The organism is Rathayibacter sp. VKM Ac-2754 (assembly GCF_009807095.1).
GTDB lineage: Bacteria > Actinomycetota > Actinomycetes > Actinomycetales > Microbacteriaceae > Rathayibacter.
On record NZ_WUCC01000004.1, the window covers coordinates 258,064 to 274,030 of the forward strand.

Genomic DNA, 15,967 nt, shown 5'->3' on the forward strand with positions numbered 1-15,967 from the left:
CCCGAGAGAGGAACCTGCTGTGCCGAACCCCACGAAGATCCGCCCGCGTGCCGCCGTGCACGCAGCGACGGCGGTGGTCGGCCTGACGGCCCTGCTGGCCCTCACCGCGTGCAGCGGAGGAGCCTCCGCAGGCCCGGCCGCCTCGGCCGACTGCGAGACGACCACTCCCGCCCACCTCCTCATCGGCACCGGCGACCTCGACGTGTCGTACATCCCCTACGGCATCCTCGCGAACGAGCTCGGCTACTTCGCCGACGAGTGCGTCGACATGACCATCGACGCCGCGGCCGACGGCGGGCTCCAGTCGCTGCTCAACGGCCAGGTCGACTTCTCGATGTCGGCGCCGTCCGAGGCCCTGCTCTCGGGAGGCGGCGCCGCCATGGGCGGGAAGATCGTCTACAACCTGATCCCCGACCTCAACATCAGTCTCGCGGTCTCGGCGGACTCCGAACTCGACAGCGCCGAGGACCTCGCGGGCAAGACCATCGGAGTGTCCGAGGTCGGCGGCTACTACGACGCCTACATGAACCGCACTCTCGGCGCATTCGGGCTCGGCCTCGACGACGTCACCCTGATCACGACCGGCTACGGATCCACGCCGATGCAGGCTCTCGAGTCCGGCGAAGTCGACGCGGTGCTGTACTGGCCCGGCATCTACGCCTCGTGGGAGCTCGCCGGCTCCGACCTCCGCATCCTCGAGGGCACCGAGTGGACGGCCGACCTCGACGGAATCGGGCTGATGACCCGCGACGACGTCGTCACCGACCAGCCGGAGCTCGTCGAGAGCGTCTCGCGGGCGCTGGCGAAGTCGGCCGTGTACCTCAAGCAGTACCCGGAGAGCGCCGTCCGCCTGTTCTGGGACGCGTACCCCGAGCGAGCCCCGCTGCCCGGGGCCGACGAGGAGGAGGCGATGACGAAGGACCTCGCGATCCTCGCGGCGACCACCGGCCCGATGGGCATCGACGACAGGGAGGCCGACTACACCTGGGGCGTCCAGACCCCCGAGCGCTGGGAGAACGCGGTCGAGTTCTTCACCGAGGGTGGGCTCCTGCCCGCCGACTCCGACGTCACCGTGAGCGACTTCTTCTCGAGCGACCACATCGACGCGGCCAACGACTTCGACCACGACGCGATCGCGGAGCAGTGATGACGATCCTCGCTCCGACCACCGCGGGCTCGATCCACCTCCGCGACGTCTCGATGGACTTCCGCACCCGCAACGGCTCCGTGATCCACGCCGTCGAGGACACCGACATCGAGATCCCCGCCGGGCAGTTCGTCTCGGTGCTCGGGCCCTCCGGATGCGGCAAGTCGACCCTGCTGCGGATCATCGCCGGTCTCGTCACGCCGACCGGCGGCACCGTCGCCATCGGGGACGAGGCGGTCAGCGGGCCCAGCACGCGGGTCGGGATCGCGTTCCAGACCCCGTCGCTGCTGGACTGGTACACCGTCGCCCAGAACATCGGACTCCCCGCCAGGATGGGCCGGCGGAGGCGCGACCGGGCGGCCGTCGACTCCCGGGTCGACGAGCTGCTCGGGATGGTGAAGCTCTCGGCCGTCGGCGACAAGTACCCGAGCGAGCTCTCGGGCGGTATGCGGCAGCGCGTCGCCATCGCGCGGTCCCTCGTCAACCGGCCCGACGTCATCCTGATGGACGAGCCGTTCGGCGCTCTCGACGCCCTCACCCGCGAGCACATGCACGACGAGCTGCTCGCGATCTGGGCCGAATCGCGCGCGACGGTCTTCTTCATCACGCACGACATCTCCGAGGCCGTCTACCTCTCGGACCGCGTGCTCGTGATGTCCCCGCGCCCGGGTCGTGTCGTCGCCGACCTCCCCATCGACCTGCCGCGACCCCGCGGCGAGCAGACCCGTGAGCTCCCCGAGTTCGCGCACCTGGCGGCAGAGCTCCGCCGGCAGATCACCCACTAGGAGCCGCGCGTGTCCGACAACGCACTCGGGACGAGCACCGTCCGTCTCGCCGCCCAGTCCCTCCGCGCTCCTCGCCTGGGCGCCGTCACCGGAGCCGCGAGGCGCGTCGGGGTGGTCCTCGCGTACATCCTGGTCGGTCTCCTGCTCTGGCAGGCCGCCGTCGTGGTGTTCGCGATCGATCCCCTGATCGTGCCGGCTCCGCTGCCCGTGCTCGAGGTCCTCGTGTCGCAGATCCAGTCGCCGGTCATCTGGTCGGCGATCTGGGTCACCTTCCAGGAGGCGATCTTCGGCTTCGCCCTCGGGGCCGGAGTCGGCATCGTGCTCGCGGCGCTGCTCGCGGAGTTCGACGTGCTCTACCGTCTCCTGAACCCCTACATCGTCGCGTTCCAGGCCGTGCCGAAGGTGGCGCTCACACCGCTGTTCATCGTCTGGTTCGGCTTCGGGATCTGGTCGAAGGTCATCCTCATCGCGACCTTCACCTTCTTCCCAGTGATGATCAACATGTACAGCGGGCTCCGCAGCACCTCGAGCGAGGAGGAGGAGCTGATGCGGGTGTCGCACGCGACCCGCTGGCAGCGGTTCCGCCACCTCCGTCTCTACCGCTCGCTGCCCTACCTCTTCGCGGCGTTCGAGGCGAGCTTCGTGCTCTGCCTGACGGGCGCAGTGCTCGCCGAGCTGCTCGGCTCGGGCACGAGCGTCGGGCTGGGCACCCTCGTGCAGATGTATACCTCGCGGTTCGACATGGCGGGGCTGTTCGGAGTGATCACGCTGCTCGCCCTCTTCGGAGTGGTCTTCGACCTCGCCGTGAAGCTCGCGTCGCGACTGGTCCTGCGGGGCCGGCGGCCCTGAGCTCCTCCTCCCTTCCCCGCGCCGTCAGGCGCCTCATCGACGACTCCTGGAGGACCAGTGGACACCGCTGACCAGACCCCCGACGCTGCCGACCAGATCCACCTCATCTGCGACATCTCGCTCATCCACACCAACGCCAAGTGGCGCTACCCCGACTCGTGGCAGGGCTACGGGATGTACGGCGATCCGGGCATCTACTTCGACATCGCGAAGATCCTCGAGCGCGGACGGTTCGACGGCGCGTTCTTCGCCGACGTCGCAGGCACCCCGATGGTCAACGGGTCGATGGACCCGACGATCGAGCTCGGAGTCGCGTGGCCCCGGCACGACCCGATCCCGATGGTCTCGGCGATGTCGGCCGTCACCACCGACCTCGGCTTCGTCACGACGATGTCGATGACGTACAACCACCCCTTCCACACGGCGCGGATGATGGCGAGCCTCGACCACGTCACGCGCGGGCGGGTCGCCTTCAACGCCGTCGTCAGCGGGTTCCCGCAGGAGGCGCAGAACTACGGTTACGACACCACACCCGACCACGAGTGGCGGTATCAGCGGGCCACCGAGTTCCAGCAGGTGCTGGCGAAGCTGTTCGCCTCGGTCGAGTCCGATGCGATGGTCTGGAACCGCGAGACCGGTCAGGTCGCCGACCCGTCGAAGGTGCACCGCATCGACCACGAGGGCGAGTTCTTCAAGGTGATGGGCCCGCTGCCCACCGCTCCGTCTCCCCAGGGCCGGCCGATGCAGGTCATGGCGGGTCAGTCGGAGTCGGGGATGCGCCTCGCTGCGCAGTTCGCCGAGCTGCAGTTCGCGGGCGGCCGCGGAGTCGCGGGCAAGGCCGCGCACCGGGCACGCCTCGACGCGAAGCTGGCGGAGGCGGGCCGGTCGCCCCGCGATCTGGGCGTCGTCTGGGCGGGGTCCTTCGACGTCGTCTCCGGTGCGGCGGAGGCGAACGAGAACGCCCGGCTCTACCGCGAGTCGTTCCCGCCCGGCATGCCGCACGTGTTCCTGAGCCAGTGGTGGGGCCTCGACGGCTGGCCGATGGAGCCGGACGCGTACGTGCACGAGACCATCGCCGCCGTGCGTGCGGCCGGCGCCGCGCCCAACTGGGGCTACCTGGACATGGCGATGGAGGCGACGACCCCGACGACCACCATCCGCGAGTACGCGCTGCAGTGGCTGGTCGAAGGGGCCGAGTACGTGGGCACCCCGGAGCGGCTCGCCGACATGTTCGAGGAGCAGTGGAACGCCAGCGGGCGCAACGGCGGCTTCATGATCGCACCGCGCTCGGGCGTGCCCGGGGGCATCGAGCGCTTCGTCGACGAAGTGGTGCCGGTGCTTCAGCGTCGCGGACTCTACAAGTCCGAGTACACGGGCGCGACCATGCGCGAGAACGTGAAGGGGCGATGAGCGCGCCGGCGCTCGCCGACGTGATCCCGCCCTCCGCCCGCAGGACCTCGATGGCGGCCCTGCTGCTGTCCCTGTTCTTCGCGATGGCCTCGAACACCATGGTGCTGACCGGTCTCCCGCAGATCATCCGCGATCTCGACGGGACGCCGACCGACCACACCTGGATCGTGATGACCTCGCTCCTCGCCCTCGCGGTGACGACGCCGGTCTGGGGTCGCCTCCGCGACCGCTTCGACTCGAAGAGCCTGCTCTCGCTGTCGCTGGTGCTCTACTTCGCCGGGTCGGTCGGCGCAGGCCTCGCCTCGGAGCCGTGGCTCATCATCGGCTGCCGCGTCCTGATCGGCGCCGGCGCCGGCGGCATCGTGACTCTGGTCCAGCTCATCGTCACGCAGATCACCACTCCCGCCGAGCGCCCGCGGTTCTTCGGGGCGATAGGAGCGGTGATGTCGGTCGCGGCGGTCATCGCGCCCGCTCTCGGCGGCGTGATCGTCGACCTCGGCGGCTGGCGGTGGACGTTCTTCTCGACCGCGCCGCTCGCGCTGATCGCTCTCGCGATGGTCCGGCGCTTCGTGCCGCGCAGCCCGCCCCCGGCGACGGTGCGCGGGGCCTACGACCTGGCGGGCACCCTGCTGATCGCCGCCACGGCGCTGCTGACGATGATCTGGGTGACGATGCTCCTGCCCGGAGGCCTGCTGTCGGTGCCGTCGATCGTCGCGGCCTCGGCCGTCGTGGCGCTCGCCGCCGCGGTGGTCGTGGTCGAGCGCACGGCCGAGGCCCCGCTGCTGCCGCTGCGCCTCTTCCGCGACGCCGCCTACGCGCGGGTGCTCCTCGGCTCCGTCGTCGCGGGGGTCGGGGCGTTCGGCACCTCGGTCTACCTGGCGGTGTACCTGCAGGACGTGCGGGGGATGAGCGCGGGAGCGGCCGGACTGCTCCTGCTCCCCATCTCGGCAGCGACCTTCGCGGCATCGCTCGGGGCGGGGCGCTTCGTCTCGCGCACCGGGCGCGACAAGCCGCTCCTGGTCGCCGGGATGCTCGCGATCGCCGCGGGCTACCTGCTGCTGGCGACGATCGGACTCGAGACGCCGCTCGTGGTCGTCGTGCTCGGCAGCCTCCTCGCCGGCGCCGGAGTGGGGGCGGTGACGCAGCAGATCATCGCCACCGGTCAGGGACTCCTCGCGCCCGGCGACCTCGAGGTCGGCTCCTCGGTCCTGCTCTTCGGCCGCAGCCTCGCCACGGTGATCTGCCTCTCGGTGTTCGGGCTGCTCGTCGCGCAGGCGTCCGCGGTGTCGCCGGGGGCGGAGGGGTACTCGGAGGGAGTGCGCACGGTGTTCGCGGTGTGCCTGGGGCTGGCTGTGCTGGGTGTGCTGGCTCTCGCGACGCTGCGGCGCCGCTGATCGGGAGGGCGGCGAGCGCAGGCCGCGCGCCGATCGTCAACCCTCTGGAGGCCCGGCGCCGTCCGGCGTTCTCTGGAAGCTCCCCTACCGAGAGAAGCCCCACCCCGATGACCACCCCGCACATCGCACCGATCGAGACCTACTCGGACGAGCACGGCTGGCACAACCGCGTCGCCGAGGCCGCCGTCCCGCTGACCCACCACGGCGACTCCCGCGAGGAGGCCGAGGAGCTCGGCGCCGAGATGGCGTGGCAGCGCGGAGGCGGCCACATCGTCTTCGACTGAGCGCTCCGTAGCGCTCCCGCCGCCGCCCGGTCAACCGTCTGCCCGGTGAGCGGAGCCGCTGCCTATCGTTGCCGGTCGCGTGACTCCTGCGCGACGAGGAGAGGACGCCCATGGACCGCGCGACGACGACGACCCCCGCGGCGAGCGGCGAGCAGCCCTCGCTCAAGCGACGCATCACCGGGCCGCTCCTCTACTTCTTCATCCTCGGCGACGTGCTCGGCGCGGGGATCTACGCCCTCATGGGCACGCTCTCGGCCGAGGTGGGCGGCGCCGTGTGGATGCCGTTGCTCCTCTCGCTCGGCCTCGCGCTGCTGACCGCCGGCTCGTACGCCGAGCTGGTCACCAAGTACCCGAATGCGGGAGGCGCGGCCGTCTTCGCGCAGCGAGCCTTCCGCCGTCCGCTGGTCTCGTTCCTCGTGGGCTTCGCGATGCTCGCGGCGGGAGTCACCAGCGCCGCCGGCCTCTCGCTCGCCTTCGCCGGCGACTACCTCGGCACCTTCCTCGACGTGCCGCCGGTGCCGACCGCGATCGTCTTCCTCGTGCTGGTCGCGCTGCTCAACGCCCGCGGGGTGGCGGAGTCGCTGCTCAGCAACACGGTGATGACGATCATCGAGGTCGGCGGCCTCCTGATCGTGATCGCCTGCGTCGCGCTGCTCGTGGCGGGCGGCGGCGGCGACCTCGGCCGGACCGTCGAGCTCAGCTCCGAGCAGGCGCCGGCGCTCGCGGTCCTCGGCGCGGCGATCATCGCGTACTACTCGTTCGTCGGGTTCGAGACCTCGGCCAACGTCGCCGAGGAGGTGCGCGACCCGAGCCGCGTCTACCCGCGCGCGCTCTTCGGTGCGCTGCTGACCGCCGGCGGCGTCTACCTCCTGGTCGGTCTCGCGAGCTCGATCGCTCTGCCGTCCGACGAGCTGGCCGACTCCTCCGCGCCGCTGCTCGACGTCGTGACCGCGTCCGGAGTCGGCGTACCCGCGTGGCTGTTCAGCCTGATCGCGCTGGTCGCCGTCGCGAACGGCGCCCTGCTCACGATGATCATGGCCAGCCGGGTCACCTACGGCATGGCGAAGGAGGGGCTCCTGCCCGCCGTGCTCGGCCGCGTGCTGCCGAAGCGCCGGACGCCGTGGGTCGCGATCGCCGTGACGACGCTCGCCGCGGCGCTGCTGACGCTGGTCGGCGACCTGGCGACGCTCGCCGAGACCGTGGTGCTGCTCCTCCTGCTCGTCTTCATCAGCACGAACGTCGCGGTGCTGGTGCTGCGCCGCGACCGCGTCGAGCACGACCACTTCCGCGTCTGGACGGCGATCCCGGTGCTCGGAGTCGCGTCATGCGTGCTCCTGCTCACGCAGCAGGACCCCGAGGTGTGGCTGTACGCGGCGATCCTGCTCGCGGTCGGCGTCGTGGTGCACCTCGTGACCCGGCGGGCCTCGCGCGCCTCCTGACCGCAGGTCCGCCCAGGCCGTGCACAGAGCCCCGTGGCACGATGGCGGGAGCCGATGACGGCGAGCCGGACGAGGGAGCAGTACCCGGCCACACGACAAGACTGACTCGCTGGAGTGGATCGTCATGTCCTGGATCGTTCTCGTCGTGTCCGGAGTCCTCGAGGCCGTCTGGGCCACCGCCCTCGGCAAGTCGGAGGGCTTCACCCGCCTCGGCCCCTCGATCGTCTTCGGCGTCGCGGTGGTCGCGAGCATGGCGGGACTCGCCTTCTCGATGCGCGAGCTGCCCACCGGCACCGCCTACGCGGTCTGGGTCGGGATCGGCGCCTCCCTCACCGTGCTCTACGGCATGTTCTTCGGCGGCGAGGGCTTCTCGGTGGTGCGGACGCTGCTCGTGCTCGGCATCGTCGCCTGCGTGATCGGGCTGAAGATCCTGCACTGACCGCGCGAGCGGCATTGCGAGAGAACGCTCGTTCCCCTAGGCTCGGATCATCCGGAGAGAACGCTCGTTCTACGACGCGCGTCCTCCGTCCCGAAGGAGGAACCATGCCCACTCGTTCTGCACGCACCGCCTGGAACGGCTCGCTCGAGACCGGCGAGGGCCAGGTCGAGCTCTCGAGCTCGAAGCTCGGCACCTACGACGTCTCGTTCCCCAAGCGCGCCGCTGACGACGCCAACGGGGCCACCAGCCCCGAGGAGCTCCTCGGCGCCGCCCACTCCGCCTGCTACGCCATGCAGTTCTCGGCCGTCCTCGGCCAGGCCGGCGGCACCGTCGAGGCGCTCGACGTGCGCGCCGACGTCTCGCTCGGCCCGGACTCGGCCGGAGGCTTCAAGCTGACCGGCATCAAGCTCGTCGTCAGCGGCGAGGTCAGCGGCATCGACGAGGCGGCCTTCCTGAAGGCGGCCGAAGAGGCCAAGGCCACCTGCCCCGTCAGCAAGGCGCTGACCGGAGTCGAGATCACCCTCGACGCGACTTTCGAGAGCTGACCCTGCGGTTCTCGGACATACAGAGGCACCCCGTCGCGCACTGCGGCGGGGTGCCTCTGTGTTCGGGGTCAGTCCTGCGCGCGGTAGCGGAACCCGGCGCCCAGGTGCTCCTCCGGGAGCCTGTCGCCGCGGCCGTGCAGCTTGTGGCGGAGGCTGCCCTCGACGTACTCCTCGGGGTACGCGCCGCGGCGGCGCAGCTCGGGGACGATGTACTCGACCACGTCCTCGAAGGTGCCCGGAGTGATCGCGTAGGCGAGGTTGAAGCCGTCGACGTCGGTGTCCTCGACCCACTCCTGCAGGTGGTCGGCCACCTCCGACGGTGAGCCGACGATGAACGGCCCGAGCCCGCCGATGGCGCCGAGCTTGGCGATGTCGCGCACCTTCCACTCCGAGCCGTCCTCGTTCGCCTCCTGGAAGTTCGCGACCGTCGACTGGATCGCGTTGCTCTTCACGTTGCCGATCGGCTCGTCGAGGTCGTACTGCGAGAGGTCGATGCCCATCCAGCCCGACATGAAGACCAGCGCGCCCTCCTCGCTCGCGTACGAGAGGTAGTCGCGGTGCTTGGCGTGCGCCTTCTCGCTGGTCTCGTCGGTGATGATCGTGAGCAGCGTGTAGATCTTCGCCGAGTGCCGGTCGCGGCCCGCGGCCTCCAGGGCGTCGCGGATGCGCGAGACGGTGGCCGCGAGGCCCGCCTTCGTCGAGGAGGCGACGAAGATCGCTTCGGCGTTGCCCGCCGCGAAGCGGATGCCGCGGGGCGACGCGCCGGCCTGGTAGATCACGGGCGTGCGCTGCACCGACGGCTCCGAGAGGTGGATGCCGGGCACCGTGAAGTTCTTGCCGCTGTGGCCGATCTCGTGCACCTTCGCCGGGTCGGTGAAGACGCCGGAGTCGCGGTCGCGGATCACGGCGTCGTCCTCCCACGACCCCTCCCACAGCTTGTAGAGCACCTCGAGGTACTCGTCGGCGACGTCGTAGCGGTCGTCGTGCTCGAGCTGGTCCTCGTGGCCCATGTTGCGGGCGGCGCTCGGCAGGTAGCCGGTGACCACGTTCCAGCCGACGCGCCCCTTCGTCAGGTGGTCGAGCGTCGACATCCGGCGGGCGAAGGGGTACGGGTGCTCGTAGGCGGTGCCGGCGGTGATGCCGAAGCCGAGGTTCTCGGTCGCGGCGGCCATCGCCGAGACGAGGAGGATCGGGTCGTTGACGGGGACCTGCGCGCCGTGGCGGATCGCGGCCTCGTTGGAGCCTCCGTAGACGTCGTAGGTGCCCAGCACGTCGGCGATGAAGACGCCGTCGAAGGTGCCTCGTTCGAGCAGCTTCGCGAGGTCGGTCCAGTACGAGAGGTCCTTGTAGCGCCAGGACTGGTCCTGGGGGTGGCGCCACATGCCGGAGGACTGATGGGCGACGCAGTTCATGTCGAAGGCGTTGAAGCGGATCTGGCGGGTCATGCGTCGATGGTGGCGAGTGCACCTGCGAGCCGGCGATGACGCGCGACTCGCGGCGTCACAAAGCGACGGCCGTCGTGCTGACCGCACAACCCGAATCACGACGTGCGATAATTCGGGTTGAGCCCATAACCCGAATTGACGATGCCGCTGATTCGGGTTCTCGAAAGGAGCCGCATGACCTTCGAGTGGACGGCGCACGAGTACGAGACGCGCCCGTGGAGGCAGGTGTCCCGTGCCGGCTCCCGGGCCGACCGAATGCTCAGCGAGGTCGTCGTCTCGCTGCCTCCCCTGATCGCGGCGTCCTCATGGGTGGCGCCCCCGTCCTCCCGGCCGGCCCTCGACGCCGCCGCGCGGGCGATCATCACTCTGGATGCCGGATCCGGAAGCCGGCTCGGAGCACTCGGCCGGCTCCTCATCCGGACCGAGGCCGTCTCCTCCTCGAAGATCGAGGACGAGAACGCGAGCCTCGACGACTACGCCCGCGCCACGGTCGGCATCAGGGCGAATGCGAGTGCCACGTCGATGGTCGCGGCAGCCGAGGCGCTGACCGGCATGGTCGACGCAGCCGGCAGCACGGGCCTGATCGACGAGGTCTCGATCTTCGCTGCCCATCGAGTCCTGATGGCCGACGACCCGGTGGACGACCGGTATGCCGGGGCCTACCGGTCGATGCAGAACTGGATCGGGGGAAGCGACCACTCGCCACGCGATGCAGTGCACGTCCCGCCCCCAGCAGAGATCGTCCCGGCGCTCATGGCCGATCTGATCGCATTCTCGAACCGGAGCGACCTCGACCCGATAGTGCAGGCGGCGATCGCGCACGCGCAGTTCGAGTCCATCCATCCCTTCACCGATGGCAACGGCAGGATCGGTCGAGCGCTGATCAATGCGATCCTCCGGCGCCGGGGTCTGACGACGACGACGGTGGTGCCGGTGGCGTCGGCGCTGGTCGCCGATCGCGAACGCTACTTCTCTCTCGTGAACGGCTATCGGGAGGGGGCGCTCGCGCCGTTCGTCGACGAGCTCGCCCGCGCCTGCGTCGTGGCGGCGCCGGAGGCCATGCGGACGGCCGCCTCGCTCGAGGAGCTCCCGGCCGCCTGGGCGGCTGCGGTCCGGCCCCGTGCGGGCAGTGCCGCGGACCTCCTGCTCCGGGGCCTCCTCGACCATCCGATCCTCACGACCGCCCGGGCGCTCGAGATCACCGGACGCGTGCCCTCGAGCGTCGGTGCGGCTCTGCGCCAGCTGGTCGATGCGCAGGTGCTCGCTCCTCTGACCGAGCGGAGGAGGGACCAGGTCTGGGTCGCCGCCGACATTCTGGACGAGCTGGCCGATCTGGAGGACCGCATCGGCACCGCGATGCTCGCGGCATCGGACGCCTGACCGAGACCGACGCCGGCACCTCCGGCTCGTCGGATCACCTTCGGCTCGTCGAAGTCGTCCGATCCTGCGAGCCGAACGCGATTCTGCGAGCCGGAGGTCGGCCGGGCGCGGGCTACGCCAGCGCGCGCGCCAGGAAGCGCACGTGCTCGGCCGACTGGAACGCCTCGCCGTTCTCGTGCCCGTTGAAGGGATAGACGCGGATCTCGCGCGGCCCGGAGTAGCGGTTGTAGGACGCGTAGACCGTCGACGGCGGGCAGATGTCGTCGAGCAGTCCGACCGAGAACATCGCCGGCACCTCGGCGTGCGGGGCGAACGAGGTCCCGTCGAAGTAGGCGAGGGTGTCGAACACGAACGACTCGGAGCCGCGGTGGGTGCGCAGGTAGCGCCCGACCTCGCCGTAGGGCATCGTGTCGATGATCCGCACCGCGTGGCTCATGTGGCTGAGGAACGGCACATCGATGATCGCCGCCCGCGCCGACGACGACTCGCCCAGCAGCCCGAGGATGCCGGCGACGGCGAGGCAGATCCCGCCGCCCTGGCTGCCGCCCGAGATCGCGACGCGCGAGGGATCGACGGCCGGGTGCGCGCGCAGCACGTCGAGCGCGCGGACCGCGTCGGTGAAGACGCGGCGGTAGTAGTAGTCGTCGGGCGACTCGATGCCCTGCGTCATGAACCCGGTCGCCCGCGGACCGCTGCCGACGGGGTCGGGCGTGACTCCGGTGCGGTGGCCGGAGCCCTGACCGCGGGTGTCCATCACGAGGTGCGCGTAGCCCGCGGCGCTCAGGGCCGTCCACTCGTCGAGGAGGCCGCGCCCGCCGCCGTAGCCGATGTAGGTGACCACGGCGGGGAGGGGGCCCTCGATGCCGCGCGGGAGGATCAGCCAGCCGCGGATCGGGTGGCCGCCGAACCCGGAGTAGGTCACGTCGTAGGTGTCGAGCAGTGCGTAGCCCGCGTCGACCGCTTCGAAGCGCGGCTCGGTCGCGCTCGCGCGCGCCTCGGCGACCGTCGACCGCCAGAACTCGGCGAAGCCCTCGGGCACGGGCAGGTCCGGGACGTACTGCTCGAGGAGCTCGAGCGGGAGGTCGAACTGCGGCATCAGGTCTCCTTCTGGCGGGGCGGCGACGGTGCGCGCCCTCTGTCGACGTCGAACGCTCGAAACTACCGCAGAAAGCGCTATCCCGGATCGCCGCAGCGGGCGAGCCTGGACGCGCCGTGGGAGAAGGCGGGGAGCCGGAATGCCTCGCCGGCACACGCGTTGGCCTCGGTATGACGACGTACGGAATCATCGGAGCAGGACACATCGGCAGCCAGATCGCGCGCGCGGTCATCGGCCTCGGGGACGAGGTCGTGATCGCCAACTCGCGCGGTCCCGAGACGCTCGCCGACCTCATCGCGGAGCTCGGCCCGAAGGCGCGCGCGGCGACGGCGCAGGAGGCGGCGGAGGCCGCCGAGATCGCGGTCGTGACGGTGCCGCTGAAGGCGCTCGACGCGATCCCGGTCGAGCCGCTCGCCGGCAAGATCGTGCTCGACACGAACAACTACTACTTCGAGCGGGACGGGCGGATCGAGGCGCTCGACAAGGGCGAGACCACCGTCAACGAGATGCTGCAGGAGCGGCTCCCCGAGTCGAAGGTGGTGAAGGCCTTCAACCACATCACGGCGGCCGACATCACGACCACCGGGACGCCGGCGCGCACCCCCGACCGCCGCGCGCTGGCGACCTCCAGCGACTACCCCGAGGCGATCCACTTCGTGACCGACCTCTACGACCGCCTCGGCTTCGACACCGTCGCGATCACTCCGCTGAACGAGTCGTGGCGCGTCGAGCGCGACCGCCCGGCCTACGGGGTGCGCCAGAACCACGACGAGCTCGTCGCGAACCTCGCGAAGGCTCCGCGCACGGTCTGACGCACGACGAGGAGGGGGCGGTGCCGGGAGGCGCCGCCCCTTCTCTGTGTCGCGCCACCGGTATGCGAATGCATAACAGCTCGGTACTCTGGCCACGGAGGTACTGATGACACTGATCCGCGCCATGAGGAACGCCCGCGTGCAGAACGGCTGGAGTCTACGGAAGGCCGCCGCGAAGAGCGGGCTGGCCGCCCCCAACCTCTCGGCGATCGAGACGGGGCGGCGCGGCGCGACCGTCGGCACACTCGAGCGCGTCGCCGAATCGCTCGGCCTCGTGTTCGTGCCCGTGCAGTCCGGAGGACGCGCCACTGTCGCCGACGCGGTCGAGTCGATCAGGGGGCAGGACGACAGCACGGCCTACCGCGTCCTGATCCAGGTCGCCGACGATCTCTCGGCGGTCGAGCCCTTCGTGCGCGCGCTTCTCGCCGCCGAGCGCCCCGCTGCGGTGTCGCCTCGGTGGGACGCGGCAGTGGCGGGGATCGTCGAGTGGCGGCTCGCCGCCGTCGGGCTGCCCTCTCCCGCCTGGGTCGTCGAGACGGCGGGCGACGTCGGATGGCGGTGGGTGCCCTCCTCCGGCCCCCTCCCCGTGCGGACCGACCGGGTTCCCGCGCCGCTTCTGCGTCGCGGCGTCCTCCTCGAGGCCGATGAGCTGGTGTCGGTGTGACCGCGAGGCAGGTTCTTCTCGACCGGGACGCGATCGTCGACGGCCTCCGTGAGCTGGTTCGGGAGCTTCGCAGGCGCGACGCCCCGGCGCGCATCAGCATCGTCGGGGGCGCAGCCATCGCACTCACGATCACGGCCGAGCGGCGAGCGACGGTGGACGTCGACGGACCGATGGTCCCCGCCGAGCACATCCGGGCTGCCGCCCGAGATGTCGCACGACGCCGCGGATGGCGCGACGACTGGATCAACGATGCCGCGGCGATCTTCCTCCCCTCCGGCCTCGGCACCCGATCCGCGGTCTGGACGATCCTTCACGACGAGGGTGACGTGGTGGTCGAGGTCGCCTCGCCCGAGACCCTCCTCGCGATGAAGCTCCATGCCGCGCAGCACCGAGGCAACCGAGAGGCGGAGGATCTCTCCGCGCTGCTCGCCGTCTGCGACGTCACGTCCGTCAGTGAGGCTGAGGAGCTGTACGCGGCCCACTATCCGGGCGATGATCTCTCGGAGCGGACGTCGGATCTCGTCGACCAGCTCCTCCGGAGACCGCGTGCTGCGATCACCAGACCAGGGGCGCCCGACCTCTCGATGTGACCGGGTGCTGTCGGAGGCGGCTGCGATAGTGGAGGGAGACCACCGCACACCGCGAGCCCGCCGGCTCCGAGAGGAGAGGTCTGCTCCATGGCTTCAGAATCCCGCTCCACCGCGCCACGACGCGCACCATCACGCCCGGCCCTGTCCCGACGCAGTGTCGTCGTGGGGCTGTCGGTCCTGCCGCTGCTGAGCGGCTGCACTTTCGACGCGCCCGAGCCTGCGGCGTCGTCGGACGCGCCGCGCACCCGCACCGCCGCGCCGGGCGGGCCCGTGGCGCTCGCCGCCGATTCCGTCGCCGCGAGCGCACTGCTCTTCACCGAGGCGCCGCTCGTCGTGGTCGTCGAGGACGTGCCCGCGTCGGTGCTCCTCGCCGCGCAGCTCGGGATCGCGTGGGGCGTGCCGCTGCTCGTCGAGACCGCGGGCCCGACCCTCGCCGATGAGCTCGCGCGGCTCGGAACGCGCCGCATCGTCGCGGTCGGGGCCGTCGCCGACCCGGGCGAGGGCGTCGAGGTCGTGCGCTCGGCCGCCGATCCCGCGGCCCTCGAGGAGGCGACCGGCATCGTCGTCGCCGATCTCGACCTCGACGCCCTCGCCTCCTTCTCGCCGGGAACGCCCGGCGAGCCGCCGTTCGGCGAGCTGCCCGGCCGGGCCGACGCGCTCGTGGGAGTGGCGGCTCTCGCGCAGCCCGTCGACTCGGATGTCGCCGCTCTCGCCACTGCGCGGGCCGCGGGCGTGCTCGTGACGCTCGTCGAGGCCGCCGACCTGCTCGCCTCGGGAGCCGCGGTGACCGCGATCGCCGGCGCGCGCGCCTCCTGCACCCTGCTGCTCGGCCCGGGGCTCGCGACGCAGCCCGCGCCCGAGTGGTCGGTGCGCGCCGCCGCGACCGGCTGGCAGCTGCCGGGCGGCGGTCAGCGCCTCTTCGGCGGCCACCTGTTCGTCGCGATCTACGGCACCCCGGGCGCTCCGGTGCTCGGGGTCCTCGGTGAGCAGGGACTCGCCGCGACGATCGAGCGCGCCGCCGCCGTCGCCGAGCCGTACCGGTCGCTCACCGAGCTGCAGGTGGTGCCGAGCCTCGAGATCATCACCACGGTGGCGGCGGGCAGCGCGGGCGACGACGGCGACTACTCCAACGAGCTGTCCGCGGACGGGATCCGCCCCTACATCGACGCCGCGGCCGAGGCCGGGATGTACGTGGTGCTCGATCTGCAGCCGGGTCGCTCCGACTTCCTGACCCAGGCGAAGGCCTACGAGGAGCTGCTGCGGCTGCCGAACGTCGGGCTCGCGCTCGATCCCGAGTGGCGACTGCTGCCCGACCAGGTGCCGCTCGCGCAGATCGGCCGGGTCGAGGCCGCCGAGGTCGACAGCGTGTCGGAGTGGCTCGCCGACCTCGTGCAGGCCGAGGGGCTGCCGCCGAAGATGTTCGTGCTGCACCAGTTCCGCTCGTCGATGCTGCAGGACCGCGCGAGCATCCGCCGCGACCGGCCGGAGCTCGAGTTCCTGATCCACGTCGACGGGCAGGGCGGGCAGCCCGACAAGCAGGCGACGTGGGAGGCGCTGCACGAGGGGGCTCCGGAGGGCATCGCCTGGGGATGGAAGAACTTCTACGACGAGGACCTGCCGATGCTGACCCCGGCCGAGACGATGGCCGAGGTCGCACCGCTGCCGGATCTGATCACCTACCAGTAGCG

The 15,967-nt window shown here is 71.0% G+C and carries 16 protein-coding genes and 1 riboswitch; of the genes, 14 read left to right on the top strand and 2 right to left on the bottom strand.

The annotated features are described in order from the left end of the window. Positions 1–19: 19 nt before the first annotated feature. The 9 genes from GRS92_RS08875 (at position 20) to GRS92_RS08915 (ending at position 8,292) form a co-directional block, all read left to right on the top strand. Positions 20–1,147 (top strand): ABC transporter substrate-binding protein, encoded by a 1,128-nt coding sequence (locus GRS92_RS08875; protein ID WP_159855350.1) that lies wholly within the window; start codon positions 20–22, stop codon positions 1,145–1,147. Next, entirely contained in the window at positions 1,147–1,932 is a 786-nt protein-coding gene (locus GRS92_RS08880; protein ID WP_159855353.1) for an ABC transporter ATP-binding protein, read from the top strand. Before GRS92_RS08875 ends, GRS92_RS08880 begins: the two co-directional genes overlap by 1 nt. Positions 1,933–1,941: 9 nt before the next feature. Then, positions 1,942–2,781 (top strand): ABC transporter permease, encoded by an 840-nt coding sequence (locus tag GRS92_RS08885; protein ID WP_159855355.1) that lies wholly within the window; start codon positions 1,942–1,944, stop codon positions 2,779–2,781. A 57-nt stretch (positions 2,782–2,838) separates the two neighbouring features. Beyond that, on the top strand, positions 2,839–4,191 hold the full coding sequence (locus GRS92_RS08890) for an NtaA/DmoA family FMN-dependent monooxygenase (RefSeq protein WP_159855357.1): 1,353 nt from the start codon (positions 2,839–2,841) through the stop codon (positions 4,189–4,191). Continuing rightward, complete coding sequence (locus GRS92_RS08895; protein WP_159855359.1) at positions 4,188–5,585, top strand: MFS transporter; 1,398 nt, start codon at positions 4,188–4,190, stop codon at positions 5,583–5,585. Before GRS92_RS08890 ends, GRS92_RS08895 begins: the two co-directional genes overlap by 4 nt. 107 nt (positions 5,586–5,692) lie before the next feature. Continuing rightward, entirely contained in the window at positions 5,693–5,869 is a 177-nt protein-coding gene (locus tag GRS92_RS08900) for a hypothetical protein (RefSeq protein WP_159855361.1), read from the top strand. 110 nt (positions 5,870–5,979) lie between these two features. Beyond that, complete coding sequence (locus GRS92_RS08905; RefSeq protein ID WP_159855363.1) at positions 5,980–7,308, top strand: APC family permease; 1,329 nt, start codon at positions 5,980–5,982, stop codon at positions 7,306–7,308. Positions 7,309–7,353: 45 nt separating this feature from the next. Beyond that, a riboswitch (guanidine-III (ykkC-III) riboswitch) is annotated at positions 7,354–7,419 on the top strand. A 13-nt stretch (positions 7,420–7,432) separates the two neighbouring features. Beyond that, on the top strand, positions 7,433–7,747 hold the full coding sequence (locus tag GRS92_RS08910) for a DMT family transporter (protein WP_159855365.1): 315 nt from the start codon (positions 7,433–7,435) through the stop codon (positions 7,745–7,747). Positions 7,748–7,851: 104 nt separating this feature from the next. Continuing rightward, positions 7,852–8,292: an OsmC family peroxiredoxin gene (locus tag GRS92_RS08915; protein WP_159855367.1), complete on the top strand. Its 441-nt coding sequence runs from the start codon at positions 7,852–7,854 to the stop codon at positions 8,290–8,292. 68 nt (positions 8,293–8,360) lie between these two features. On the opposite strand, the gene GRS92_RS08920 is transcribed toward GRS92_RS08915, so the two are convergent. Beyond that, positions 8,361–9,737: an LLM class flavin-dependent oxidoreductase gene (locus GRS92_RS08920; protein WP_159855369.1), complete on the bottom strand. Its 1,377-nt coding sequence runs from the start codon at positions 9,735–9,737 to the stop codon at positions 8,361–8,363. Between the two features lie 174 nt (positions 9,738–9,911). Here GRS92_RS08920 and GRS92_RS08925 point away from each other — a divergent pair, with 174 nt between their 5' ends. Continuing rightward, positions 9,912–11,117: a Fic family protein gene (locus GRS92_RS08925; RefSeq protein WP_159855371.1), complete on the top strand. Its 1,206-nt coding sequence runs from the start codon at positions 9,912–9,914 to the stop codon at positions 11,115–11,117. Positions 11,118–11,229: 112 nt separating this feature from the next. Here GRS92_RS08925 and GRS92_RS08930 read toward each other — a convergent pair whose 3' ends face one another. Continuing rightward, a complete protein-coding gene (locus GRS92_RS08930; protein WP_159855373.1) occupies positions 11,230–12,213 on the bottom strand; it encodes an acetylxylan esterase in 984 nt (327 codons plus the stop codon). A gap of 170 nt (positions 12,214–12,383) precedes the next feature. Between GRS92_RS08930 and GRS92_RS08935 the strand changes: the two genes are divergently transcribed. From GRS92_RS08935 to GRS92_RS08950, 4 genes are all read left to right on the top strand, one after another. Then, entirely contained in the window at positions 12,384–13,025 is a 642-nt protein-coding gene (locus GRS92_RS08935) for an NADPH-dependent F420 reductase (RefSeq protein WP_159855375.1), read from the top strand. 106 nt (positions 13,026–13,131) lie between these two features. Further along, the gene (locus GRS92_RS08940) at positions 13,132–13,689 is read left to right on the top strand and encodes a helix-turn-helix domain-containing protein (protein ID WP_159855377.1); all 558 of its coding nucleotides are present in this window, start codon (positions 13,132–13,134) and stop codon (positions 13,687–13,689) included. Next, entirely contained in the window at positions 13,686–14,279 is a 594-nt protein-coding gene (locus tag GRS92_RS08945; protein ID WP_159855379.1) for a hypothetical protein, read from the top strand. The genes GRS92_RS08940 and GRS92_RS08945 overlap by 4 nt, the downstream gene beginning before the upstream one ends. A 162-nt stretch (positions 14,280–14,441) precedes the next feature. Beyond that, entirely contained in the window at positions 14,442–15,965 is a 1,524-nt protein-coding gene (locus tag GRS92_RS08950) for a hypothetical protein (RefSeq protein ID WP_235021891.1), read from the top strand. The last annotated feature ends 2 nt before the right edge of the window (positions 15,966–15,967 follow it).